A 24,479-nucleotide genomic window follows, 5' to 3' on the forward strand; every position below is an offset into this window, starting at 1 on the left:
TGTAGGCCGGATAAGGCGGTCACGCCGCCATCCGGCGAATATCAGCCCAATATCTTCTTCGCTTCACGCGCGACATTATCCATCTCATCCAGCAGCTCCAGAAACTCAGGCTCCAGCTCCTCTTCGTGGACGCCGCTGCGAAGCTGTTGCTCAATAAGCTGGCAAAGGTTCTTCATCCGCGGTACGCCGCTATAGCCGCAGCTCCCGTGTAGCTTATGGACCAGATCGACCAGACCGTTGGGATTTTCTCCCACCAGTTGTTCTTCAATTTTGTTGCGCACTTCCGGCAGAAAATCAATCAGCATTTGCAGCATATCCCGCGCCAGATCGGGCTTACCGGCAGCCTGGCGGAGCGCAAGCTGCCAGTCGAGCGTCGCATTCGGATTGAAGATAAACTCAGCCGGTTCCGGCGCCATCAGACGCGCTGCTACGTTGGCGCCAGGTTTATAGCGCAGCAACAGATTATGCAACTTCTCTTCTTCTATCGGTTTAGCCAGATAGTCGTTCATGCCCGCGCTGAGCAACTTCTCTTTTTGCCCGGCCATCGCATGTGCCGTAACGGCAATAACCGGTGTTTGCTGCTGATGAGGAAGCTGGTGAATCAATTCGCAGGCGCGTATGCCGTCCATATCCGGCATCTGAATATCCATCAAAATCAGATCAAACTGCATTTGTTTCGCCCGATCCACCGCCTGATGTCCGCTATCACAAAGCTCTACGTGCTGGACTTTATCTTCCAGTAACGCGCCGATAAGCTTCAGATTAGCGGGATTATCATCAACCGCCATAACCGTCATGGTGATTTTACTGGTATCCATTAGCAGCGGTTCAGGATGGTGATTCAACTGGCAATATTCCGTCAGCGCTGGCAACAGGCGCGTTGACGTCAATGGTTTTAACAGACAGGCCGCCGCGCCTCCTTGTTTCAGCTTTTCGGCGTTAATTTGCGCATGGCAAGGTAGCGCCAGCAGTAGAAAGTCCGTCATTGACGCCGCTTTCGCCAGACGTTCATGCTGCATGGTGAGCGGCTCGCGGAAGGTCACCGGAACGCTCAAAATCATAATATCGTAGTGCGCTAACGGCAGCGCGGAGAAGGTCGGGCTGTAAATCACTTCCACCGGCGTGTCGCTCAGCAGATCCAGGGTACATTGCGCGGCGGTAGCATTCGGTTCGATATAAGCCAGCCGTTTTCCGGCCAGACACGCGGTCGACGGACCGTCAATAATGACATTTGGGTTAAGATCAAGATTAATATGAAACCAGAAGGTCGAGCCGCGATTAGGCTGGCTGTGGAAAGAGATATCCCCGCCCATTTCGTTGACCAGCTTTTGCGTAATCACCAGCCCAAGCCCGGTGCCGCCGTGACGGCGAGAAATACTGGCATCGGCCTGGCGAAACGCCTGAAACAGTCGCGACTGGTCGCGCTCCGGAATGCCGATCCCCGTATCGCGGATCTGCACTTCAATCTGTACTTTGGTGTTACTGAGCGCCCGCTTTTCTACCAGAATATCGATATTGCCACTCTCGGTGAACTTAATGGCATTACCCACCAGATTAGTAATGACCTGTTGCAGGCGCAGCGGGTCGCCAATCACATTATCCGGGACGTCGTTTTTAATATTTAACGTCAACTCCAGCCCTTTATCATGCGACGAGTGGGCCAGCAGCGTAACCACTTCATCCAGCGTGTTGCGCAGTGGAAAAGGGATACTTTCCAGAATGAGCTTACCGGCTTCCAGCTTGGAGAAGTCGAGCACGTCATTAATGATCGCCAGCAGATTATTCGCGGAACGCTCAATGGTGTTCAGATGGTCACGCTGGGTGGGGTTCAGCTCCGTTTTTAATGTCAGGCGGGTAAAGCCAATGACGCCGTTCAGCGGCGTTCGCAGTTCGTGCGACATGTTCGCCAGGAACTCCGACTTAATACGCGCCGCTTCCTGGGCGCGCTTTTTCGCCAGATCCAGCTCAACGTTTTGGATTTCCATCTGCTCAAGGGTTTCACGCAGGTCTGAAGTGGCCTGATCGATATTATGCTGCATCTCTTCGTGATAGGCGGCAAGCGACATCGCCATGGAATTAATGCCGTTTTTCAGCATGTCCAGCTCGCCCAGCATAAATCCTTCCACACGGCTATCCAGTTGTCCGCGACGAATGCGGTCAACGGTATTCACCATATTACGGATAGGCCCGGTGACATCGCGCATAAGCCGCCAGCCAAAGATCAGCGCAATGCCAATACAAAAAAGCATCATCACGCTGGAGATAAAAATCTCTTTGTATTGCTGTAGCCTGACCGACTTGAGATCCAGTTCAAGCGCCACATACCCCAGCATATTTTTGGTATTTTTCGCGTCAGCAATCGCTGACTCGTCCGGCGAATAGCTCTCCGAGATAATCGGGGTGCGCAGAATCATAATATCGCCGTGGCGATCAACGCTCAGACGACGTGGAAACGGCGCTCCGGCAGGAAGCTGCATCTGTGAGGGGTCCAGATGGAAATTAGACGTTACAAACAGGCGGTTATGATCGTCATAAACGGAAATCGCCCGCACAATATCAGAGTGTCTGCGGTGCAGGACGCTGATAAGTTGGCCGATAGACTCCCGGTTTTGTAAGTTCATACCATATTCGCTGGAGACGGCGAGCGGTTCAATAATACTGGCGCCGGCATCTTCCAGTTGACGCTGCAGGTCGTTATAGCGGTGCACTACAAAAAAGATACTGAGCAGCAAACCTATCAGGACGGTCGGGGCCAGGATCAGAATCATCATGCGTGCGCGCAGGCTGTAGTTGGTCATGGAGTTCCGTTATGGGACAATTAGGGTCACACTGTTAAATTGAGAAAAAGCTGGTCGATGGCGCAATTCTACTCTGCAAAACGGCGCGTGACGACGCGTCAGATCATAACCGTTAAAGTCAATGACCTCGATTCATTTGGTCAGGGCGTAGCCCGTCATAACGGAAAGGCGCTGTTTATCCCCGGTTTATTGCCTGAGGAAAGCGCAGAAGTCATTATTACAGAAGATAAAAAGCAATTTGCCCGCGCACGCGTTTCGCGCCGTTTGAATGATAGCCCGGAACGAGAAACGCCGCGCTGCCCGCATTTTGGCGTCTGCGGCGGTTGTCAGCAACAGCATGTCAGCGTCGCCCTGCAACAACGCAGCAAAAGCGCGGCGCTGGCGCGTTTGATGAAACACGAGGTGAATGACATCATCGCCGGCGCGCCCTGGGGTTATCGGCGTCGTGCGCGGTTAAGTCTGAATTGCCCGCCGGATAAACCGCTGCAAATGGGATTTCGCAAAGCGGGTTCCAGCGATATCGTCAATGTCGAACAGTGCCCCGTTTTGGCGCCCCAGCTTGAAGCATTGCTGCCCCGCATCAGGGCGTGTCTGGCGAGTTTACACGGCACCCGACATCTTGGGCATGTTGAGCTGGTACAGGCGGGAAGCGGTACGCTGATGATTCTGCGCCATACCGCGCCATTAAGTGCGGCGGATAAAGAAAAACTGGAACGCTTTTCGCATTCTGAGGGATTGTCTCTGTTTCTGGCGCCGTTTAGCGAGATACTGGAAACGGTATCTGGCGAGGCGCCCTGGTATGATTCGCACGGCTTACGTTTAGCCTTCAGTCCGCGAGACTTTATTCAGGTTAATGAGGCGGTAAACCAGCAAATGGTCGCCCGCGCGCTGGAGTGGCTTGATGTGCGCGCCGAGGATCGTGTCCTGGATCTGTTCTGCGGAATGGGGAATTTTACGCTGCCGCTGGCAACGCGCGCGGCAAGCGTGGTAGGGGTTGAGGGCGTTCCGGCGCTGGTAGAAAAAGGCCGTGAAAACGCCATCCGCAATGGTTTACATAATGTGACATTCTTCCATGAGAACCTGGAGGAAGATGTCACGAAGCAGCCGTGGGCGAAAAACGGCTTTGACAAAGTCTTACTCGATCCTGCGCGTGCGGGGGCTACAGGAGTGATGCGACATATTATAAAATTAAAACCTATTCGCATTGTTTATGTATCCTGTAACCCGGCGACGCTGGCGCGCGATAGTGAAGCGCTAGTCAATGCGGGATATGAGGTTACGCGTTTAGCGATGCTCGACATGTTCCCGCACACAGGACATCTGGAATCAATGGTTCTGTTCGAGCGCATGTAATGATTACCGGCTTACCGACTTCGGTAGGCCTGGTCCCTTAAGGAGAGGACGATGGTCGCGGTAAGAAGTGCACATATTAATAAAGCTGGTGAATTTGATCCGAAAAAGTGGATCGCAAGCCTGGGAATTTCCAGCCAGCAGTCGTGTGAGCGCTTAGCCGAAACCTGGGCGTATTGCCTGCAACAGACACAAGGACATCCGGATGCGGATCTGTTGCTGTGGCGTGGCGTGGAGATGGTAGAAATTCTTTCCACGCTGAGTATGGATATCGACACGCTGCGGGCGGCGCTACTGTTCCCTCTGGCCGACGCCAACGTAGTCAGCGAAGATGTACTGCGCGAAAGCGTCGGCAAATCTATCGTTACCCTGATTCATGGCGTGCGCGATATGGCGGCGATCCGCCAGTTAAACGCCACTCATAATGATTCTGTTTCTTCGGAGCAGGTCGATAACGTCCGTCGAATGTTATTGGCGATGGTGGATGATTTCCGCTGCGTGGTCATCAAACTGGCCGAGCGAATCGCTCATTTGCGCGAAGTGAAAGAGGCGCCGGAAGATGAGCGCGTGCTGGCGGCGAAAGAATGTACCAACATCTATGCGCCGCTCGCTAATCGTCTGGGCATCGGGCAACTGAAGTGGGAACTGGAAGACTACTGTTTCCGCTACCTGCATCCGGCGGAATACAAACGCATCGCCAAACTGCTGCATGAACGCCGCCTCGATCGCGAACATTACATCGAAGAGTTTGTTGGACATCTGCGCGCCGAAATGAAAAACGAAGGCGTGCAGGCGGAAGTCTACGGACGACCAAAACATATTTATAGCATCTGGCGCAAAATGCAGAAAAAGCATCTGGCGTTTGATGAACTCTTTGATGTGCGCGCCGTGCGTATCGTCGCTGAACGTCTGCAAGACTGCTACGCCGCGTTGGGGATAGTGCATACGCACTATCGCCACCTGCCGGATGAATTCGATGATTATGTCGCTAACCCGAAACCGAACGGTTACCAGTCTATCCACACCGTGGTCCTGGGACCGGGCGGTAAAACCGTTGAGATCCAGATCCGTACCAAACAGATGCATGAAGACGCCGAACTGGGTGTGGCGGCGCACTGGAAGTATAAAGAAGGCGCCGCGTCCGGCGGCGTGCGTTCCGGCCATGAAGACAGAATTGCGTGGCTGCGTAAGCTGATCGCCTGGCAGGAAGAGATGGCCGATTCCGGCGAAATGCTGGATGAAGTGCGCAGCCAGGTGTTTGACGATCGGGTCTACGTTTTTACGCCAAAAGGCGATGTGGTTGACTTGCCTGCCGGATCTACGCCGCTCGATTTTGCTTACCATATCCACAGCGATGTCGGGCACCGCTGCATCGGCGCGAAAATTGGTGGGCGTATTGTGCCATTCACCTATCAGTTGCAGATGGGCGATCAGGTTGAAATTATCACTCAGAAGCAGCCGAATCCCAGCCGCGACTGGCTGAATCCAAACCTGGGCTATGTGACGACCAGCCGCGGACGCTCGAAAATTCACGCCTGGTTCCGTAAACAGGACCGTGACAAAAATATCCTGGCTGGACGGCAGATCCTCGACGATGAGCTGGCGCATTTGGGGATTAGCCTGAAAGAGGCCGAGAAACATCTGCTGCCGCGCTACAACTTTAATGAGCTGGAAGAGTTGCTGGCGGCGATAGGCGGCGGCGATATCCGTCTTAATCAGATGGTGAATTTCCTGCAATCGCAGTTCAATAAGCCGAGTGCGGAGGAGCAGGATGCAGCGGCGCTGAAACAGCTTCAGCAAAAAACATACGCGCCGCAAAATCGTCGTAAAGACGACGGGCGCGTGGTGGTAGAAGGCGTGGGTAACCTGATGCACCACATTGCCCGCTGCTGCCAGCCGATTCCGGGGGATGAAATTGTCGGCTTCATTACTCAGGGGCGGGGGATTTCCGTGCACCGGGCCGACTGCGAACAGCTGGCGGAACTGCGCTCCCATGCGCCGGAGCGGATCGTAGAGGCGGTATGGGGCGAAAGCTACTCGGCGGGATATTCGCTGGTGGTGCGCGTCCAGGCCAACGATCGCAGCGGTTTATTGCGTGATATCACCACCATTCTGGCTAACGAAAAAGTCAACGTGCTGGGCGTCGCCAGCCGCAGCGACATTAAACAGCAGATCGCCACCATTGATATGACCATCGAGATCTACAACCTGCAGGTGCTGGGCCGCGTGCTCGGTAAGCTGAACCAGGTACCGGATGTGATTGATGCACGGCGACTGCACGGGGGGTAAACCCCAGACAGTAATAATGTAGCGGCTTTGCTACTCGTTCAGCAAAGCCGCATTAGCCAACCCCATAAGCATGATATATGGGGTATGTTTTTGACGTACATTTCATTTCAGGTGTACTCTTATGTAAGATTTATACTTACAGTGGAGGCTGTTATGGCCAGAACAATGACCGTTGATCTTGGCGATGAACTGCGCGAGTTTATTGAATCGCTCATAGAATCAGGTGATTACAGAACGCAAAGTGAAGTGATCAGAGAGTCTCTTCGTCTGCTGAGGGAAAAACAGGCCGAGTCACGACTTCAGGCGTTACGTGAACTTCTGGCTGAAGGTCTGAACAGCGGAGAGCCGCAGGCCTGGGAAAAGGATGCCTTTTTACGGAAGGTCAAAACAGGGATGATCAAACCCGATGAGAACGGTAAAATTAACGCCAAAGGCCAGTGAAGATCTGGAAAATATCTGGCATTACGGCTGGCAGCATTTTGGCGAAATAAAGGCCGATCGATATATTAATCATCTATCAGAAATATTCAGCATTATGAGTGCCAATAACATTGGCACGCCTCGACCTGAACTGGGTGAATACATTTATGCCTTACCGTTTGAAAGGCATATTATCTATTTTATACAATCAGTTACGGAAGTTATCGTGATACGTATTCTGAGCCAGCATCAGGATTCTGGTAAGCATGTAAATTGGTTATAGCCTTTTTATTTAAAAAACAAGTTATACTCTATGTGATATCGGTTAAGGTTTTATGTGTTTGAAATACGTAACACCTATTCTGAATTTTATTCATTACTATAGTATTTATTCTATGAATAATTAGCTATGAGTCTGGATCTAAGCTTCTTCATTCTTTATCTGTTCTCATCATTAATTCTTTTCGCCCTGCGATTCTGGATCTGTTTTTTCATCTATCCCGTGAGGGGCTGACCTCCTTTCTGGTATGCCGAAGCGTTCCCTGTACAACCAAAAAGAAAGATTTCCCCTTCGCCGTAGATTACTATTTAAATCACTGTGCCTACCCCTCTGCTTGCCATATCATTCAATTCGGCATTGATCTTAACGTATCCAGATCCAAATGTATTGTTGGTGAAGCACATAAATAGAATAAATGAAATTATGATTCTTTTGCTTATGGTCATCATTTTTCCTGTGTTTATTCGTAGGGTATCAAAACGGTAATTGCACAAGTTGTATCGATGTTGACTCTCTCCCAGGTACCCTTTATCGTACCTACTTTTCCGTTCAGGCAATGTGTTGTGCCTGAAGCATTACAAGTGTTGCTAAAGTTAAGTTGCGCATTCAGATCGTGACATACAAGAGAAACTGATGTCTTATTAAGACTGTAGTTACACAAGGATGTATCATCGCATGGCGTATTGCCATGGTAGAGATATACAGAGGCTAGCTCGACATTATTTTTTGCGCCAGTCATGGCGACTTCGGTACTGTGCGCTATCGCATTTTCAGAAAATGAAGCATCTAATATTTCTGGAAGCAAATAACGATGTAGGGTGGACGCTGGAGAGCCATTAAGTACAAGTGATCCGTTCCATATACCGACATCACCTTCGGTATCTTCTGTCACTGTTACAGTCCATTTTAATTTTAAATTCTCAATGCCCGATGTTTCCGGTTCATAATTCGTGTAGCTGCTTACCGATTCATCAATAATAATATGGCCGGAAAGGGATGAGTACTGGTTAGTATCATTATTTCCTCCTCCGGGTATTACCGAAACTGTAAGATTTTGCTGGTTAATGGTTATTCCGTTCTGTTTGGTAAGTAAGGTGAGGGGAAGTGAAAATGATTTATCCCATACACAAATTGCGCTGTTAGTTGCCTGATTAGCCGTACAGCTGGCATGTGCCGTCGCTTTTACCGCTTCACCAGTAAAACTATAAGTGATACCGTTATCGACAGCGGTTGTATTGATGAAAGAAGTTGATGGATCAAACTCAAGAGTGGATTCAAGTCCATCAGGCAATGTACCTGGAATACAACCCCCCCCTCCACCTGATCCACCTGACTTAGTGCACGATGAAAGGATATGAATGTTTGTTGGTAATGGGGTATGGATGGTATCGAATGTAGGATCGCCAGCCAGTGCGCTAATACTATCAAACTGTGAAATAATTTGAGAATTATATTTTATATCCGTTCTTACTTCAGCGCATTGTAGCGCAATACACCAAAAAGTGGATGTTATTAGTAGCGATGTTTTTAAAAAATTTGTACACATTTGTTTTCCTTGGTCAATAATTTTGCTAAATTTTAAGTGAGGCAGGTTTTTTAGGAGCAGTAAAGTGAACTAACCAATAATCCTGTATACAGCATTGGGATAGTGGTAAGCCGTCTGTATAACTCCTTATCCTGACTTTTCTGTACTGTTTTTTCAGCATTCTTCGCTTAACTCGCGAAAGAAATGGTAGCCGTTCATGGCTCGCCTCTTTTGTTCGACTATTATTTTGGTTAAATGATCTGATCGCGCAACTGGAGCAGAGCCCCTCACTGAAGGCCGAAAAATTTTTCGGATAAGTAATCTACTGTTTTGCGAGATTATTTAGGGTTCCGAGTATTTTTTCTAAGCATTATTCATAGGGAAGCAATACTGTAATCGCGCATATAGTGTCGACATTAACCCGGCCCCATGTCCCGAAGATCTCTGCAATTTTCCATGTTTCATCACTATCACATTGGTCATTACCTGTATTGCACATATTGGTTGTGATAGTAATATTATGATCACCACACGATGTTGAAACGTTCGCGTTAGCTAATATTTGACCACAAATACTATCTGCCGTTTGCGGCTGGCAATGCTGTAGTCCATAGTTTAGATAGATTTCTGCCAGTAGTTCATTATTACCAGAACCCGTAAATTCTTTGCCGGCAGATGTGATGGAAAATTCTGTTTTCGAAAAAGAGGCATCAAGTTGTTCAGGATATAAAGAAACTGTGGTCGCTACGTTCCCGTTCAGATTGAGGCGTCCCGGCAGGGCGCCTGTCGCCGGGCCTGTCTGTGTACCAAAGCTTGATTGGACGATATTGTATTTAGCATAAAAATTAACGTAGGCTAAGACGTCAGGAGTATATCCTTGATTATACACTGCGTAGTCAGAAGGCTGGTAGATTAAGTCGCCGCTGATATTGATTTGCTGTAGAGAAGGTGATGCATTATTCGTAGGCTCGATATGGAGAGTCAGAGATTGTCTTTCAATTGAGGAGATGTTTGTAGAAGGTGAAAAAAACAAGTTAATGTCGAAGTTACTTTCCCAAATACAATCCATCGTATTACTATTTTTCGCTGTACAGCGAGCACGCCTTTTTTCCTGAAATGCAGAAGAACTCAAATTGCCCATATTTGTCAAATTCATGAACGTATGACTGTCCGCAGATATTACAACTTCGATATCTACCCATTGACCGGCAACGCAATCAGCCTGGCTTGCACTGAATTTTCCTCCTGAACATACCATATAAAGCGTCTTTGGCATTATCCCTCCGTTAGAGCGGAGATCGCCATTTAATTCATAATCTGTGTTGGGAGTTCCTTGAAGTGCAATATTGATAGCGCTTGCTTTTACCGGGGAAGAGTCAGATACAGCATCAAACGTGCTGATTAAAAGTATGGTTAAAATGAGCATGTCAATGATGATTCCTGACAAGCGTATATTTTTTCTAACCAAGATGCTTTTTTTTATTTCCATTGCGTTGTAACTCCTTTTTATTCTGGCCAGAGCATCAATGCCTTTTTGTTAAATAACATTATTGGTATTCAAAATTAACCATTGCGCTGGCGTTAAATTCCCCAGGCATAATATTTTCCCCTGATGTTTTTTGTAGCCATGCCTGGAGATTGATAATGGTATTTCCCTCTGCCAACATAAATTCCGTACCTTGAGAAGCGTTGATAATTAACGGGTGCTGATCTGCGGTCTCAATCCCTATAGCAAAACCGTTAGCAATAGAAGACGATTCGAGCGCCAGCAGTCCGGGCAGGGTACTGTCTTCAACACCCTGAAAGGTCACCACCACGCCGTTGGCTAGCGCTGTTTTGCAATCCTGGAGGCTAAGTGTGAATGGAACAGGAGTCGTTTGCCCGCTGGCGTCGAAATTGTCACTGCCAATAGTATGAAAATCCACCGTCGCCATCGTGTCATTATCCACTACCAGGTTACAGGCTCCGGCAACCAGCTTACCGCTGTAGTGCACATTAGGCGTGGCAGCAGGTAGCGTATTGCAAACCGCCCATAACATTACGCCTCCGATCAAATGCCCGGTAGTTTGAAAAATACGGTTCATTGGTAATCCACCTGTAACGTGGCAAAAGCTTCAAAATCGCCTTCGGCAGGCTCTTTACCGGGCTGTTTTACCGGCACGGCTTTTAGTGTGGGAAGCGATGACTCATTGATGGTTAGCGACGTGCCGGGAGGAAACACCGTGCCGTTCTGCTGAAGTTCAATGCCCAGCCCAGGGACATTGGTGGTTAAGGCTTTTGCGGAGTAAGGCGTCGCCGTGCCCAGATAGCTCAACGTAAAAGTTAATGCGTCATCGCGAAAGCTGCTGTCGCAGGTAAGGGTCCACGGGATCTCGGTCAGGTAATTGACGCCGTCAATATTATCAATAATCACGCTACCAAAACTGACCTCCAGCGTTTCACCATTATTGATAGTACAGGCGGGCGGGTTTATCAGTTTGCCGTGAAAGGTTAAATTGTCGGCGCAGGCAAACTGGGTGATTAAAAGCGTCAGGATAAGCACCCTTTTCACTATGAATCTCTCCATCACTGGTAATCCACGACTAACGTCGCACTGGCGTTAAAATCGCCACCCGCTAACTGCGTGGTGGGCTCTTTAACCGGTACGGCTTCCAGCTCCGGCCCATTGCTGCCGCTCAGGGTGAAGTTCAGCCAATCCGTTATGCCAACCGGAACCAGTTGCTTATTGCCCGCCTGCTGAATACGGATGCCTAACCCCTGCACCGAAGTTTGCAGAACCTGCTCCCCGCTGATGGTGGTGGTGGTCCCCTGAATTTGTAGCTTCAGATAGTCGCTCGCTCTGCCATCGCAGTTCAGGCTGTAGCCCACAGGTTTCGTTTGAGAAACATCGCCAACTTTGGTGGTCAGGACATCGCCAAATTCTACGGAAGCGCCGCCTACCGTACAGGGCGGTGGTTGAGTGACGACCAGATGCAGCTCCAGTTGCACGGTTTTTGTGCCGGCAGCCTCGGTGCCGGCAACGAATCCACCGCACAGCAGCACCAGCATTTTCCAGCGAGTCAACATCGTCATGGATCTCTTTCGCACAGGATTACTTATTCGCTTTCTTCTCAGCGTCACGGGTTTTTTCCTCATTGACCTTGCAGGTATTCCCTGAGCAGGTAAAAACCAGCAGGCGATGGCCGCCGTAATCATCGACGTAGCCCACCACCGGCGAGCTGCCGAGCGAGGCACCTTTGATGGGAGAGGTCACTTTTTCACGCGGGGCAATCAGCAGGTTTTTAAAGCCGGAGGCGGTCTCGTTCTCTTTGCTACCGGCATTGCTGATGACGAGGTAAAATGGTGTGGGGTTGTCGAAGATCACACCATCGCCCTGGTAGGTCAGCGTGAGCTTCGTTTGCCACGGGTGCGTCTTATCCACCTGCCGGGCTACGGCTACCGGGCGGTAGAAAAACTTAATACGCGTTTGCAGCGCCAGCTGGAGCGTATTGGGCTTATCGCTTTTCGGCGGAATTTCCCGCACGTTGAAATAAAACAGACTTTCCCGGTCCTGCGGTAGGCTAGCCGCGGCTGGTAACGGCTGGACTTTAACCTGCCCGTCAGATTTTGGCTCAATACGCTGCAGTGGCGGCAGGGCGGTAAAATAGCGGGTATCTTTGGCGAACTTATCGTCTTCCAGCCACGCCTGTGCGAGGTAGGGCAGAGTGGCGTTGCCGTTTTTCAGCGTGACGGTGATTGAATTTTCATTGCCGTTAAAAATAACGCGGGTACGATCCGGCACAATCGCGCTGTGCGATACCAGCGGCGCAGCCAGTAATACCGAAGCGATAAGCGCCTGGCGCTTAAAATGGTTGGTCTTGTTCATTACGGGTTCCCTTTATTCCATATCCTTGCGATTCACCGCATGGTTGTCAGCCAGCGGTATGGGCGGGGTTTGAGTGGTTGTCGCCACCGGCGCGGCCGGTTGGCCATCGGTTTGCGTGTGTTCCTGGATTAGCGGTTGCGCAGGCAGCGGCGCGGCTTTCTGCGGTGCGGTGGGGGGCTGACCTTCCAGCATTTTGCACGGCAGCAATAGCGCGTTGGCCAATAGCTCCGGTGTAAACGTGGGCGGGAGTGATGCTTCACACTGCGCCGCGCCATCCCAGAAGACTTTCAATGTTTCCCCGGCTTTTACGCCCGCCAGCCAGGCGTTGCCGTCATCGGCCACCAGGCCCAACTGCTGCTGGCGCTCGTTTTTCACTTCGGCGCCGAACGGTGGGAAGTCGCCGTCTGCCAGCCGGAAAACCGCCATCATTTTCTCGCCGCTGACCACGTCAAAGTGACGGTAGCCGATGGCGCCTTCGGTGAGCGTGATCTGCACAACCGACTTAGTAGCTTCCGCCTTCTCCGGCAATTTGTTCAGATCGATACGCGCCAGGCTGCGCGAATAGCTTCCGACATCCGCAATCACGGCCTTGCCGAAAATGTTGGTTGAGGTTGGCGAGCCGTTACCGCTAACGGGGACGTCCGCAATGCCGTCGGTATCAACCAGCAAACGTGTGCTGCCCGCTAAACTTCCCCGGTGTAGCGCGCCGCCCTGGGTGGTTAGCGTCATGCCGCCGCGCAGCGACATGCCCAGCGAACGGTACGATCCTTCTTCATAATCCGCGCTCAGATCGATGTCCGTCAGCGCGCCCTGATGGCTGTAATAACCGTCTGCCTGCGCGCCTTGTTCATCCTGCCCGACGTGAAGCTGCCAGTTATCGCCGTTCTGGCTGTGGCCGGAATAGCCGAGCTGATTACGGTGTTGACTACCGTTAAACGTACCGTTGTAGCTGATGGAATCATTGCCCCAGGGAACAGACAGCGAGATATAGACGCCATCATCTTTATCACCGTTATATTCGCTGCGATAGCCGTTCAGCGACGCACTGAGATTTTTTATCGACCCTAAGTCGAAGTACCAGGAAAGAGACAGGTTATAGTTACTCTGATCCGGGCTGTCCCAGAAGGTACTGCGTGAGTAGCTGAAATAGGCGCTCATGCCCTGTTCACGGAAGTTCTGGTTATAGGTGACCGTATAGCGTTCTTTTTCGTGACCGGCATTGAGATGATGATAGGTTTTCGCATCCAGATAGTCGCTCATGCTCATAAAGTTCTTTTCTGAGAAGCGGTATCCGGCAAAGGTTAGTCGGCTGTCGATTTCATCAAAGTCACGGGAGTAGCTGATGCGATATGAGTTACCCTGCAGCGTTTCGCCGTCAAACCCGTCGTCTTGCGGCATGTGGGCGATGGAGTGCGTAATGTCGACCGCCACCGCGCCCACCACGCCAAGATCCTTACCGCTTCCCAGCGCCACGGCCTGATAGTTGCTTTCTCCAATTGCGCCGCCATAGAGCGACCAGCCGTTGGTGACCCCCCACGAAGCTTCCGCCGAGGCGAATGTGCCGGTAATAGGGTGATGATCCCAGTCCTGCGGGCGGCCCAGCGCCATCTTGTAGCGCACCATGCCGGGGCGCGTCAGGAAGGGAACCGATGCGGTGTTAACGTCAAACTCCTGGGTCTGACCGTTCTGCTCTTCCACGGTGACGTGCAACGTACCGGAAACGGACTGGTTGAGATCCTGAATACGGAACGGTCCTGCGGGCACCTGCGTTTCATACAGTACGCGCCCCTGCCAGGAGACTTTGACTTTTGCATTAGAGCGCGCAATGCCCACGATCTCCGGCGCATAGCCGCGCAGTTTCGGCGGCAGCATCTGATCGTCAGAAACGACGCTGGCACCGATATAGTTAAAGCTGTCGAAAACATCGGACTGGAGATAGCTTTCGCCCAGCGTAAGTTTGGCCCCGAGCGTCGGTAGTGCGCGATAGGCGTAGTAGCGGCTCCAGCTCTGATCGTGGAGGGTGGAAGTGCTCTCGTCATCGTCACGATGGTCGTAGCTGGCCTGCCAGTCGGCCCGTAGTCGCCATGCGCCCAGGTTCGCGCCTAACGTCCCGTTGCCGCTGATGCTTTGCTCTTCGCTGCCGCTTTCTTGATCGTGGCGGAGCTGATTATTAATGTTGTAATCCAGAATGATGCCGGGAATACCATTATCCCAGCGGGCGGGTGGGTCCCAGTCGACATCGCTGTATTCCATATACGCCTGGGGTAAATTCACCAGCAGCGTGGAGTGTCCCAGGTCAGCCTGAAAATCCATGCCTTTCAGTGAATCTGGCGCCAGACATTGTCGTTCACCGTGCGTTATCCAGACGAGTTTTTCCGCGAGTTCCGGCTTTATACCCAATTGCGTAACTAATTCTGGTTCTGCGCAAACCTCACTTCCTTGTGGATCATGTTCTGGAATAACCCAGTTAACAGGAAATTCCTGCGGCAGAGTCTGTCCGTTAATTTTAATTTGTAAAAGGTAGACGCCTGGCAGGATAAAACCCTTACGAGAAAACTGTGCAATGTTGACGTTATCGCGATTTTTTACATCGAGGAAATCGGTATTAAATTCGATGTCTTTGCCTGACGCGCTATAAGGGGAGGCGCTTAGAAGCATTCCCACTCCACACGCTATTGGGCAAAGAACACTTTTCCATGTGTTATTCATCAAATATATTCCGCAATAAAACTCAACAGGAATACCCTACCTAAAGCGGCAGGGTATTATCGTCGTGAATCTGTTAACTGAATTACAGGTAAGAGATAGTGACGTTGGCGGCGCTGCTGAATTCACCTGTGCCTACGGTGCCGGTTGCTGCGCCAACCAGCCAGGCGGTGAAATTCAGGCTTTGCTTCTCATCAAGAATGGTATCTCCGTCCAGGTCCGCAATGGCCTGTGTATAGGTATCGCCCAGTTTGATATTGTTTTTGCCAGCATCGCCGATTGCCAGGCTTACATTGCTAATAGCGCCGGTGCCGTCAGTCTTCATCAGCGCGAGATTATCCGTGGCGCCTGTAGCCGCTGTGGTTCCACTACCTGTAGTGAATACCACATTCATATTTTTCTCGGTAGCCCAGGTACAACCCTCAAGATCGATATGAAAGGTACGGGCATTGTTGATGGTCGTTTTACCATTACTCAGCGTGCCATTACCGATACTTGAGCCCATATTGACTGTTTGATCTTCCGTATCCAATGTGACAGAGCAGGGGGAGTCAACAATATTACCAAGGAAAGTGACCTTTGCTGTGTTGCTGCCCGCGGCTTGAGCGCCGGAGACAATTCCCATAACTAAAGATGCAGTTACTGCCAGTTTACAAAAATGAGATGACTTCATCGTGTTATCCTTAATTAACGTGTTTTATGGCAACATTTTGTACGCGTATACCAAGGGATATGCGGCATAGAGCCATGCTGCGGGCTTTGGGTAAAAAACAGGTCATAATAAAAATATTATATTTCTACATTTTTATGAGTATATTCTTATGAGCTGAATGATCGTACCTGCTCATTGAATATTATATGTAATACTTTCAATATATTTATTTCATGTATGTTCCAGAAAAAAACAAAAAAAAGCGGTCTTTTTTGAATATTAAACTGGCGTGCATGCTACTCGTTTTTCCGTAAAAGTGAAATAATTTATTTTTTTTTGAAAGGGAAGTCTCTTTGGGTGGGGTGCTTATAGTGTTTGCATAATTTTTTTACTTAATTGATGTTATTTATAATGTCTGGTGCAAATATCTGTTTTTTTAATAAATTAGTTATATGATTATTATATTGTTGTGTATCGATTAATAATTTTAAAGTTATACGGGAAAGGTAGCATTCAACACCTGTTAACAATATATTTTATTATATAGGCGTTGTCGTAGTGTCTCTGTGCGTGAATGGTTAAGAATAATACGTTACAATTGTCGCTAGTATTTACAACCGATTAAAAACCATGACAACTAACCATCAAATTGACCGTCTTCTCACCCTCATGCAGCGCCTGCGTGACCCGGAAAACGGCTGCCCGTGGGATAAAGAGCAGACCTTCGCCAGCATCGCGCCTTATACGCTGGAAGAAACCTATGAAGTACTGGATGCGATTGCGCGTGAGGATTTTGACGATTTGCGCGGCGAACTGGGCGACCTGTTGTTCCAGGTGGTGTTTTACGCGCAGATGGCGCAGGAAGAAGGCCGCTTCGATTTTAATGATATCTGCGCTGCCATCAGCGACAAGCTGGAGCGCCGCCATCCGCATGTTTTTGGCGAGCTTTCCGCGGATAATAGCGAAGAAGCATTAGTTCGCTGGGAACAAATCAAAACGGAAGAGCGCGCGCAAAAAGCGCAGCATTCCGCGCTGGACGATATTCCGCGTAGTTTACCGGCCTTAATGCGCGCGCAAAAAATCCAGAAACGGTGTTCAAACGTGGGCTTCGACTGGACGACGCTGGGGCCGGTCGTCGATAAGGTCTATGAAGAGATCGATGAGGTGATGTTCGAGGCGCGGCAGGCGGTTGTTGATCAGGCTAAACTGGAAGAGGAAATGGGCGATTTGCTCTTTGCCACGGTCAACATGGCGCGTCATTTAGGTACGAAAGCGGAGCTCGCTTTGCAAAAAGCGAACGATAAATTTGAACGTCGTTTTCGCGAAGTTGAACGTATTGTCGCAGCCAGAGGCCTGGAAATGACCGGGGTGGACCTGGAAACAATGGAAGAAGTTTGGCAGGAAGTAAAACGCCAGGAAATTGATCTCTAAAGGTTTTAGGCGGTCAAGAGCGATTTGTGTGATTTTTTAAATAACAAGCGCTTGATTTACGTCAAAAACATTTACCTCAAAGGGGCTATTTTCTCCCTCCCTGTGTGAATGTCAGCCTGACGAAGAGGAGGAATAATGAAAGTTTGTGGCGTAGGTCATGTTCGGGTATACTGCTTTCCCGTCCTGGTTATTCCATCGTCTTTTAAACCTAACTTCTCAGGTTCCGCATGACAACGAACTATATTTTTGTGACCGGCGGGGTCGTATCCTCTCTGGGTAAAGGCATTGCCGCAGCCTCCCTCGCAGCCATTCTGGAAGCCCGTGGTCTCAACGTGACCATCATGAAACTGGATCCGTACATCAACGTCGATCCGGGTACTATGAGCCCAATCCAACACGGGGAAGTGTTCGTTACTGAAGACGGCGCTGAAACCGACCTGGACCTGGGGCACTACGAGCGTTTCATCCGCACCAAGATGTCTCGCCGCAACAACTTCACGACTGGCCGCATCTACTCCGACGTTCTGCGTAAAGAACGCCGTGGCGACTATCTGGGCGCAACCGTACAGGTAATCCCTCACATCACTAACGCGATTAAAGAGCGCGTGCTGGAAGGTGGCGAAGGCCACGATGTGGTACTGGTGGAAATCGGCGGTACCGTCGGTGATATCGAATCGCTGCCGTTTCTTGAGGCGATTCGTCAATTGGCGGTAGATATCGGTCGTGAACACGCGCTGTTTATGCACCTGACGCTGGTACCTTACCTGGCGGCTGCGGGCGAAGTGAAAACTAAACCGACTCAGCACTCCGTGAAAGAGCTGCTGTCTATCGGTATTCAGCCCGATATTCTGATTTGTCGTTCCGATCGCGCGGTTCCTGCCAACGAGCGTGCAAAAATTGCATTGTTCTGTAATGTGCCGGAAAAAGCCGTTATTTCAATGAAAGATGTCGATTCCATTTATAAAATTCCAGGCCTGTTGAAATCTCAGGGGCTTGATGATTATATTTGTAAACGATTCAGCTTGAACTGTCCGGAAGCTAACCTGTCTGAATGGGAACAGGTCATTTACGAAGAAGCGAACCCGGCAGGCGAAGTGACTATCGGCATGGTCGGCAAATATATTGAACTGCCGGATGCCTATAAGTCAGTGATCGAAGCGCTGAAACACGGTGGTCTGAAAAACCGCGTTACCGTCAACATCAAATTGATCGATTCGCAAGATGTTGAAACGCGCGGCGTCGAAATTCTGAAAGATTTGGACGCTATCCTGATCCCCGGCGGCTTCGGCTATCGTGGCGTTGAAGGTAAAATCGCCACTGCGCGCTATGCGCGTGAAAACAATATTCCTTATCTGGGCATTTGCCTGGGGATGCAGGTTGCGTTGATTGAGTTCGCTCGTAACGTGGCCGGCATGGACAACGCCAACTCAACGGAATTTGTGCCAGACTGTAAGTACCCGGTTGTGGCGTTAATTACCGAGTGGCGCGATGAAGACGGTAACGTTGAAGTCCGTAGCGAGAAAAGCGATCTGGGCGGCACCATGCGCCTGGGCGCGCAGCAGTGCCAGCTTAGCGATGACAGTCTGGTACGTCAGTTGTACGGCGCGTCGACGATTGTTGAACGTCATCGCCATCGTTACGAAGTCAACAATATGTTGTTGAAACAAATTGAAGCAGCGGGTCTGCGTGTCGCAGGCCGTTCCGGTGATGATCAGTTAGTCGAGATCATTGAGGTACCGAATCATCCGTGGTTCGTGGCCTGTCAGTTCCATCCGGAATTTACTTCCACGCCGCGTGATGGACATCCGTTGTTCGCCGGCTTTGTTAAAGCCGCCAACGAGCATCAGAAACGTCAGGCGAAGTAAAAAAGTTAGAACGGCGGTGCACCCTCAGCGGTGCACCGTTTGTCTGAAGTTTTAGTTTAACTAGTGACTTGAGGAAAACCTAATGTCCAAAATCGTTAAAGTCATCGGTCGTGAAATCATCGACTCCCGTGGTAACCCGACTGTTGAAGCTGAAGTACACCTGGAAGGTGGTTTCGTAGGTATGGCGGCGGCTCCGTCAGGTGCTTCTACTGGTTCCCGCGAAGCGCTGGAACTGCGCGATGGCGACAAATCCCGTTTCCTGGGTAAAGGCGTAACCAAAGCTGTTGGCGCGGTTAACGGCCCGATCGCTCAGGCTATTCTTGGCAAAGACGCTAAAGACCAGGCTGGCATCGACAAAATCATGATCGACCTGGACGGTACTGAAAACAAATCTAACTTCGGTGCAAACGCCATTCTGGCTGTCTCTCTGGCTAACGCCAAAGCTGCTGCTGCCGCTAAAGGTATGCCGCTGTACGAGCACATTGCTGAACTGAACGGCACGCCGGGCAAATACTCCATGCCGGTTCCGATGATGAACATCATCAACGGCGGCGAGCACGCTGACAACAACGTCGACATCCAGGAATTCATGATCCAGCCGGTTGGCGCGAAAACGGTTAAAGAAGCCATCCGTATGGGTTCTGAAGTTTTCCATCACCTGGCAAAAGTGCTGAAAGGCAAAGGCATGAACACCGCTGTGGGTGACGAAGGCGGCTATGCGCCGAACCTGGGCTCCAACGCGGAAGCGCTGGCGGTAATCGCTGAAGCGGTTAAAGCGGCTGGTTACGAGCTGGGTAAAGACATCACCCTGGCGATGGACTGCGCAGCATCTGAATTCTACAAAGACGGTAAATACGTTCTGGCTGGCGAAGGCAACAAAGCGTTCACCTCCGAAGAATTCACCCACTTCCTGGAAGAACTGACCAAACAGTACCCGATCGTTTCCATCGAAGATGGTCTGGACGAGTCTGACTGGGACGGTTTTGCCTACCAGACCAAAGTACTGGGCGACAAAATCCAGCTGGTTGGTGACGACCTGTTCGTAACCAACACCAAAATCCTGAAAGAAGGCATCGAGAAAGGCATCGCTAACTCCATCCTGATCAAATTCAACCAGATCGGTTCTCTGACCGAAACTCTGGCTGCAATCAAGATGGCGAAAGACGCTGGCTACACTGCTGTCATCTCTCACCGTTCTGGCGAAACTGAAGACGCTACCATCGCTGACCTGGCTGTTGGTACCGCTGCAGGCCAGATCAAAACCGGTTCTATGAGCCGTTCTGACCGTGTTGCTAAATACAACCAGCTGATTCGTATCGAAGAAGCTCTGGGCGAAAAAGCACCGTACAACGGTCGTAAAGAGATCAAAGGCCAGGCGTAATCCTGCTTTTACCTCTTAACGTAAAAACCCGCTTCGGCGGGTTTTTTTGTATCTGTTCAATAGCGCAGCCGCTGTGCATGACCGGGCAGACGAAATCTGCAATAATTAACGATTATCCCCTTAACAGAGAACGCTATGCAGTACCCGATTAACGAGATGTTCCAGACCCTACAAGGCGAGGGTTACTTTACCGGCGTCCCCGCTATTTTTATTCGTTTACAGGGATGTCCGGTCGGCTGTGCCTGGTGCGATACCAAACACACCTGGGATAAACTTAGCGATCGGGAAGTGTCCCTGTACAGTATTCTTGCAAAAACCAAAGAGAGCGACAAATGGGGGGCTGCGAGCAGTGAAGATCTGCTGGCGGTGATTAATCGTCAGGGCTATACCGCGCGTCACGTTGTCATCACCGGTGGCGAACCCTGTATTCACGACCTCATGCCGCTCACCGATCTGCTTGAAAAGAGTGGTTTTAGTTGTCAGATTGAAACCAGCGGGACGCACGAAGTGCGCTGTACGCCTAACACCTGGGTCACGGTTTCACCAAAAGTGAATATGCGCGGAGGATATGACGTGCTTTCCCAGGCGCTGGAGCGCGCCAATGAAATCAAGCATCCCGTTGGGCGAGTTCGTGATATTGAGGCGCTGGATGAACTGTTAGCCACGTTGAGCGATGATAAACCGCGCGTGATTGCTTTGCAGCCCATTAGCCAGAAAGAAGACGCGACGCGTCTGTGTATTGAAACGTGTATTGCGCGTAACTGGCGGCTGTCTATGCAAACGCATAAATATTTAAATATTGCCTGATGCTCTATCAATTTTACGGACGGCCTGCCGATGCCGTCTGTGACTTATCCATTACCTTGCATTGTTTATTTTCTCTATGTGAATTTCGATGAGTGTATAAAAGCGCGGATAAATTTTTCCATAGCGATGCATGGATCACGCTATTTTGGTAAATTTAAAGAAAAAATCATTCTATGAACTTTTTTGCATCAAAATCAGTAAATTAGCTGTTCTTTAATAATTTAAATTGTTGCTATTATGTTGGTGGAATGTGGTGCTGATAAAAAATAGTTTATAAACAATGATATACGTTTAGTGTGTTCCCCGCGCCAGCGGGGATAAACCGTGTAACCACTGCGATATGGGCGATGACACAAAGTGTTCCCCGCGCCAGCGGGGATAAACCGCGGGAAGCGCAGCAGAACGCCCGGTCGCAGCGGTGTTCCCCGCGCCAGCGGGGATAAACCGATCACCGGCACGCGCGATAACGGGTCTGATTAGTGTTCCCCGCGCCAGCGGGGATAAACCGCCGAAAATTACCGGGCAGTCACCGTGGGGGCAGTGTTCCCCGCGCCAGCGGGGATAAACCGACGATCCAGATATTTGGCTGGATGCAATCGGTGTGTTCCCCGCGCCAGCGGGGATAAACCGCCCCATCGGTAACCTCTCACTATCGGTGTGTCGTGTTCCCCGCGCCAGCGGGGATAAACCGGCTTTTATGTCTGGTGGATATAACGCACTGAAGTGTTCCCCGCGCCAGCGGGGATAAACCGCAAAAACAGGTAAATTTGTTCGCTTCGTCAAGCGTGTTCCCCGCGCCAGCGGGGATAAACCGCGTATCCCGAAATCACGTTCAAGAAAAATCCGGTGTTCCCCGCGCCAGCGGGGATAAACCGCCGTTGATCAGAACGGCAACGAACGCACGTACGTGTTCCCCGCGCCAGCGGGGATAAACCGTCAGCGTAGGTTGTTGACGTCCCCACCAGCCCGTGTTCCCCGCGCCAGCGGGGATAAACCGCCATTTTTGATCATCTCCTCCAGCCTGCTGAGGTGTTCCCCGCGCTAGCGGGGATAAACCGCACTGGAGATATAGCTGCTGTCGTCATCGGGTGTGTTCCCCGCGCTAGCGGGGATAAACCAGTCAAATAAATATGAGTGAAGAAGCCAAAGCCGTGTTCCCCGCGCCAGCGGGGATAAACCGCCATAAGAGCATCCCCGCCATCCGGAGGGGAAGTGTTCCCCGCGCCAGCGGGGATAAACCGTGGGACATTCTCGCTAGTCACGGTCATGTCATGTGTTCCCCGCGCCAGCGGGGATAAACCGTGCGCCAACGACTGGAATTTTTGCGTGTAGCCGTGTTCCCCGCGCCAACAAGGATAGCCGTTGCATAATCATAATCTGTGTACCAGTAATGGCTGCTACAAACCTGTAAAGTAAAAAGGCCGCGTTTTCCCGGGGAGGCTTTTATACAGGAGAAGGCCATGGCGTTAAGGATCAGGGTATTGCTCGAAAATCATAAGGGAGCTGGAGCGGATAAATCGTTGAAGGCCCGGCCAGGATTAAGCTTGTTGGTCGAGGATGAGTCTACGTCTATCTTGTTCGATACCGGCCCTGATGGCAGTTTTATGCAAAACGCGTTGGCGATGGGGATCGACCTGTCCGATGTGTCTGCTGTGGTGCTTTCGCATGGTCATTACGATCATTGCGGCGGCGTGCCGTGGCTTCCTGATAACAGTCGAATCATCTGCCATCCCGATATTGCGCGCGAACGTTATGCGGCAATGACTTTTCTCGGTATTACCCGAAAAATAAAAAAATTGTCGTGTGAGGTGGACTATTCACGCTACCGAATGATGTACACGCGTGACCCCCTGCCGATTGGCGAAAACTTTATCTGGTCAGGGGAAATACCGGTGGTCGCGCCTGAAGCCTACGGTATTTTTGGCGGCCACGATGCGGAGCCGGACTCTATTTTGGATGAGGGCGTACTGATTTACCAATCGACAAAAGGATTAGTCATCATTACGGGATGCGGGCATCGGGGGATCGCAAATATTGTCCGGCACTGTCAGAATATTACTGGTATAAAGCGGATTTACGCGCTTGTCGGCGGATTTCATCTCCGCTGCGCATCACCGTTCACGCTGTGGCGAGTCAGGCGCTTTCTGCAAGAACAAAAACCTGAAAAACTATGCGGTTGTCACTGTACAGGGGCCTGGGGGCGGTTGTGGCTACCGGAAATAACCGCACCTGCAACCGGTGATGTGCTGCGCTTTTAACACCGCGCTGGACAATGTTTTCACTGATAAAACGTCGTGTGGATAGGCTGGAATCAATTTGACATCCAGCCCACGCGTTAATAAACCTTATTCGCCGCGATAGACGCAGCCGGCTGTACAGGTCTCTTTCACCATCACGGCGCTCAGTAGCGGCACGACGGGCTTAACCTGATCCCAAATCCATTTTGCCAGCACTTCGCTGGTGGGATTGGACAGCCCTGGAATATCATTCAGATAGTAGTGATCAAGACGATCGTAAGTCGGTTTAAACGCCGCTTTGAGATCCGCGAAATCCATAATCCAACCGGTATGCGGATCGACTTCACCGGTAATTTCGAGACGCACCATAAACGAGTGTCCGTGCAGGCGGCCGCACTTATGCCCTTCAGGCACGTGAGGCAGGCGGTGAGCGGCTTCAAAGGTGAAATCTTTATACAACGTGGTGGACATGATGAACTCTCAGGCAATAAAAAAACCGCCGTAGGGTACCGGAAAGCGCATTTTTTATCATTAACTAAAACCATTCTCCGCCTTGTGACGGGCAATTAATTTAAGAATTTCCAGAAAATTTAATAATTATCAATCAATTATAAAATCGATTTTGGCGTTAATAACGATAACTAAAACAGGTTAGTTCATTTGGTTATTTGTTATTTCCAACCCTTCTTTAATTGTTATTCCTCTCACCGTTAACCTTATCCTCAGTTTGGGATTTATCGCTTATACATTTCATCTTTCAAGCCGCATCTGTGTTGACTGCGTTTACTCACCCCAGTCACGTATTTATGTACGCTCCTGGGGCGCGCTCAGCTTGCGGCGAACTTGAATGATTTTGTGTATAGATCCGCTTTG

Annotated in this window: 19 protein-coding genes and 1 CRISPR repeat array; of the genes, 9 read left to right on the plus strand and 10 right to left on the minus strand. The window is 50.4% G+C overall.

Annotation, left to right across the window (positions count from 1 at the left end; translation table 11 throughout):
- Nucleotides 1–41: 41 nt before the first annotated feature.
- A complete protein-coding gene (gene barA, locus HU143_RS04745) occupies nucleotides 42–2,798 on the minus strand; it encodes a two-component sensor histidine kinase BarA (RefSeq protein WP_000186396.1) in 2,757 nt (918 codons plus the stop codon).
- Nucleotides 2,799–2,855: 57 nt separating this feature from the next.
- On the opposite strand from barA, the gene rlmD reads away from it, so the two are divergent.
- From rlmD to HU143_RS04765, 4 genes are all read left to right on the plus strand, one after another.
- Nucleotides 2,856–4,151: a 23S rRNA (uracil(1939)-C(5))-methyltransferase RlmD gene (gene rlmD, locus HU143_RS04750; protein ID WP_023227749.1), complete on the plus strand. Its 1,296-nt coding sequence runs from the start codon at nucleotides 2,856–2,858 to the stop codon at nucleotides 4,149–4,151.
- A gap of 51 nt (nucleotides 4,152–4,202) precedes the next feature.
- Nucleotides 4,203–6,437 (plus strand): GTP diphosphokinase, encoded by a 2,235-nt coding sequence (gene relA / locus HU143_RS04755; protein ID WP_000226841.1) that lies wholly within the window; start codon nucleotides 4,203–4,205, stop codon nucleotides 6,435–6,437.
- Nucleotides 6,438–6,521: 84 nt separating this feature from the next.
- The gene (locus HU143_RS04760; protein WP_010989226.1) at nucleotides 6,522–6,878 is read left to right on the plus strand and encodes a type II toxin-antitoxin system ParD family antitoxin; all 357 of its coding nucleotides are present in this window, start codon (nucleotides 6,522–6,524) and stop codon (nucleotides 6,876–6,878) included.
- On the plus strand, nucleotides 6,844–7,140 hold the full coding sequence (locus tag HU143_RS04765; RefSeq protein WP_023227750.1) for a type II toxin-antitoxin system RelE/ParE family toxin: 297 nt from the start codon (nucleotides 6,844–6,846) through the stop codon (nucleotides 7,138–7,140). Before HU143_RS04760 ends, HU143_RS04765 begins: the two co-directional genes overlap by 35 nt.
- Nucleotides 7,141–7,597: 457 nt before the next feature.
- Here HU143_RS04765 and HU143_RS04770 read toward each other — a convergent pair whose 3' ends face one another.
- The 8 genes from HU143_RS04770 to HU143_RS04805 form a co-directional block, all read right to left on the minus strand.
- Nucleotides 7,598–8,683, minus strand: a complete 1,086-nt coding sequence (locus HU143_RS04770) for a hypothetical protein (RefSeq protein WP_031622610.1) — start codon at nucleotides 8,681–8,683, stop codon at nucleotides 7,598–7,600.
- A 349-nt stretch (nucleotides 8,684–9,032) separates the two neighbouring features.
- Nucleotides 9,033–10,151 carry a hypothetical protein gene (locus HU143_RS04775; protein WP_023227752.1) on the minus strand — a complete coding sequence of 373 codons (1,119 nt, stop codon included), beginning with the start codon at nucleotides 10,149–10,151 and terminating at the stop codon, nucleotides 9,033–9,035.
- A 58-nt stretch (nucleotides 10,152–10,209) separates the two neighbouring features.
- The gene (locus tag HU143_RS04780; RefSeq protein ID WP_001079652.1) at nucleotides 10,210–10,746 is read right to left on the minus strand and encodes a fimbrial protein; all 537 of its coding nucleotides are present in this window, start codon (nucleotides 10,744–10,746) and stop codon (nucleotides 10,210–10,212) included.
- Nucleotides 10,743–11,213 (minus strand): fimbrial protein, encoded by a 471-nt coding sequence (locus tag HU143_RS04785; protein ID WP_023227753.1) that lies wholly within the window; start codon nucleotides 11,211–11,213, stop codon nucleotides 10,743–10,745. Before HU143_RS04785 ends, HU143_RS04780 begins: the two co-directional genes overlap by 4 nt.
- 14 nt (nucleotides 11,214–11,227) lie before the next feature.
- Nucleotides 11,228–11,734, minus strand: a complete 507-nt coding sequence (locus tag HU143_RS04790; RefSeq protein WP_023202651.1) for a fimbrial protein — start codon at nucleotides 11,732–11,734, stop codon at nucleotides 11,228–11,230.
- A 19-nt stretch (nucleotides 11,735–11,753) separates the two neighbouring features.
- Nucleotides 11,754–12,527: a fimbria/pilus periplasmic chaperone gene (locus tag HU143_RS04795; protein WP_001044459.1), complete on the minus strand. Its 774-nt coding sequence runs from the start codon at nucleotides 12,525–12,527 to the stop codon at nucleotides 11,754–11,756.
- Nucleotides 12,528–12,539: 12 nt separating this feature from the next.
- Nucleotides 12,540–15,236: a fimbrial biogenesis outer membrane usher protein gene (locus HU143_RS04800; protein ID WP_071787806.1), complete on the minus strand. Its 2,697-nt coding sequence runs from the start codon at nucleotides 15,234–15,236 to the stop codon at nucleotides 12,540–12,542.
- Nucleotides 15,237–15,318: 82 nt separating this feature from the next.
- Nucleotides 15,319–15,906: a fimbrial protein gene (locus HU143_RS04805; RefSeq protein ID WP_000842512.1), complete on the minus strand. Its 588-nt coding sequence runs from the start codon at nucleotides 15,904–15,906 to the stop codon at nucleotides 15,319–15,321.
- A 609-nt stretch (nucleotides 15,907–16,515) separates the two neighbouring features.
- Here HU143_RS04805 and mazG point away from each other — a divergent pair.
- The 5 genes from mazG (at nucleotide 16,516) to HU143_RS04830 (ending at nucleotide 23,627) form a co-directional block, all read left to right on the plus strand.
- Nucleotides 16,516–17,316: a nucleoside triphosphate pyrophosphohydrolase gene (mazG, locus tag HU143_RS04810; RefSeq protein ID WP_000210451.1), complete on the plus strand. Its 801-nt coding sequence runs from the start codon at nucleotides 16,516–16,518 to the stop codon at nucleotides 17,314–17,316.
- 227 nt (nucleotides 17,317–17,543) lie between these two features.
- On the plus strand, nucleotides 17,544–19,181 hold the full coding sequence (gene pyrG / locus HU143_RS04815) for a glutamine hydrolyzing CTP synthase (protein ID WP_000210863.1): 1,638 nt from the start codon (nucleotides 17,544–17,546) through the stop codon (nucleotides 19,179–19,181).
- A gap of 82 nt (nucleotides 19,182–19,263) precedes the next feature.
- Nucleotides 19,264–20,562: a phosphopyruvate hydratase gene (gene eno / locus HU143_RS04820; protein WP_000036734.1), complete on the plus strand. Its 1,299-nt coding sequence runs from the start codon at nucleotides 19,264–19,266 to the stop codon at nucleotides 20,560–20,562.
- Between the two features lie 135 nt (nucleotides 20,563–20,697).
- Nucleotides 20,698–21,369 (plus strand): 7-carboxy-7-deazaguanine synthase QueE, encoded by a 672-nt coding sequence (gene queE, locus HU143_RS04825; protein WP_001199963.1) that lies wholly within the window; start codon nucleotides 20,698–20,700, stop codon nucleotides 21,367–21,369.
- 296 nt (nucleotides 21,370–21,665) lie between these two features.
- A CRISPR array of direct repeats spans nucleotides 21,666–22,671; the repeat unit is 29 nt; unit sequence GTGTTCCCCGCGCCAGCGGGGATAAACCG.
- Nucleotides 22,672–22,829: 158 nt separating this feature from the next.
- Nucleotides 22,830–23,627 (plus strand): MBL fold metallo-hydrolase, encoded by a 798-nt coding sequence (locus tag HU143_RS04830; protein ID WP_001207997.1) that lies wholly within the window; start codon nucleotides 22,830–22,832, stop codon nucleotides 23,625–23,627.
- 87 nt (nucleotides 23,628–23,714) lie between these two features.
- Here the strand turns inward: HU143_RS04830 and queD are convergent, their stop codons facing one another.
- Nucleotides 23,715–24,077 carry a 6-carboxytetrahydropterin synthase QueD gene (gene queD / locus HU143_RS04835; protein ID WP_000108313.1) on the minus strand — a complete coding sequence of 121 codons (363 nt, stop codon included), beginning with the start codon at nucleotides 24,075–24,077 and terminating at the stop codon, nucleotides 23,715–23,717.
- Nucleotides 24,078–24,479 lie beyond the last annotated feature (402 nt).

It is taken from the genome of Salmonella sp. SJTUF14076 (assembly GCF_015534835.1).
GTDB lineage: Bacteria > Pseudomonadota > Gammaproteobacteria > Enterobacterales > Enterobacteriaceae > Salmonella > Salmonella enterica.

Bases quoted from the DNA above. Each gene is read 5' to 3' on its own strand.
- barA (WP_000186396.1), bottom strand. From the start codon at position 2,798: ATGACCAACTACAGCCTGCGCGCACGCATGATGATTCTGATCCTGGCC.
- rlmD (WP_023227749.1), top strand. From the start codon at position 2,856: ATGGCGCAATTCTACTCTGCAAAACGGCGCGTGACGACGCGTCAGATC.
- relA (WP_000226841.1), top strand. From the start codon at position 4,203: ATGGTCGCGGTAAGAAGTGCACATATTAATAAAGCTGGTGAATTTGAT.
- HU143_RS04760 (WP_010989226.1), top strand. From the start codon at position 6,522: ATGTTTTTGACGTACATTTCATTTCAGGTGTACTCTTATGTAAGATTT.
- HU143_RS04765 (WP_023227750.1), top strand. From the start codon at position 6,844: ATGAGAACGGTAAAATTAACGCCAAAGGCCAGTGAAGATCTGGAAAAT.
- HU143_RS04770 (WP_031622610.1), bottom strand. From the start codon at position 8,683: ATGTGTACAAATTTTTTAAAAACATCGCTACTAATAACATCCACTTTT.
- HU143_RS04775 (WP_023227752.1), bottom strand. From the start codon at position 10,151: ATGGAAATAAAAAAAAGCATCTTGGTTAGAAAAAATATACGCTTGTCA.
- HU143_RS04780 (WP_001079652.1), bottom strand. From the start codon at position 10,746: ATGAACCGTATTTTTCAAACTACCGGGCATTTGATCGGAGGCGTAATG.
- HU143_RS04790 (WP_023202651.1), bottom strand. From the start codon at position 11,734: ATGACGATGTTGACTCGCTGGAAAATGCTGGTGCTGCTGTGCGGTGGA.
- HU143_RS04795 (WP_001044459.1), bottom strand. From the start codon at position 12,527: ATGAACAAGACCAACCATTTTAAGCGCCAGGCGCTTATCGCTTCGGTA.
- HU143_RS04800 (WP_071787806.1), bottom strand. From the start codon at position 15,236: ATGAATAACACATGGAAAAGTGTTCTTTGCCCAATAGCGTGTGGAGTG.
- HU143_RS04805 (WP_000842512.1), bottom strand. From the start codon at position 15,906: ATGAAGTCATCTCATTTTTGTAAACTGGCAGTAACTGCATCTTTAGTT.
- mazG (WP_000210451.1), top strand. From the start codon at position 16,516: ATGACAACTAACCATCAAATTGACCGTCTTCTCACCCTCATGCAGCGC.
- pyrG (WP_000210863.1), top strand. From the start codon at position 17,544: ATGACAACGAACTATATTTTTGTGACCGGCGGGGTCGTATCCTCTCTG.
- eno (WP_000036734.1), top strand. From the start codon at position 19,264: ATGTCCAAAATCGTTAAAGTCATCGGTCGTGAAATCATCGACTCCCGT.
- queE (WP_001199963.1), top strand. From the start codon at position 20,698: ATGCAGTACCCGATTAACGAGATGTTCCAGACCCTACAAGGCGAGGGT.
- HU143_RS04830 (WP_001207997.1), top strand. From the start codon at position 22,830: ATGGCGTTAAGGATCAGGGTATTGCTCGAAAATCATAAGGGAGCTGGA.
- queD (WP_000108313.1), bottom strand. From the start codon at position 24,077: ATGTCCACCACGTTGTATAAAGATTTCACCTTTGAAGCCGCTCACCGC.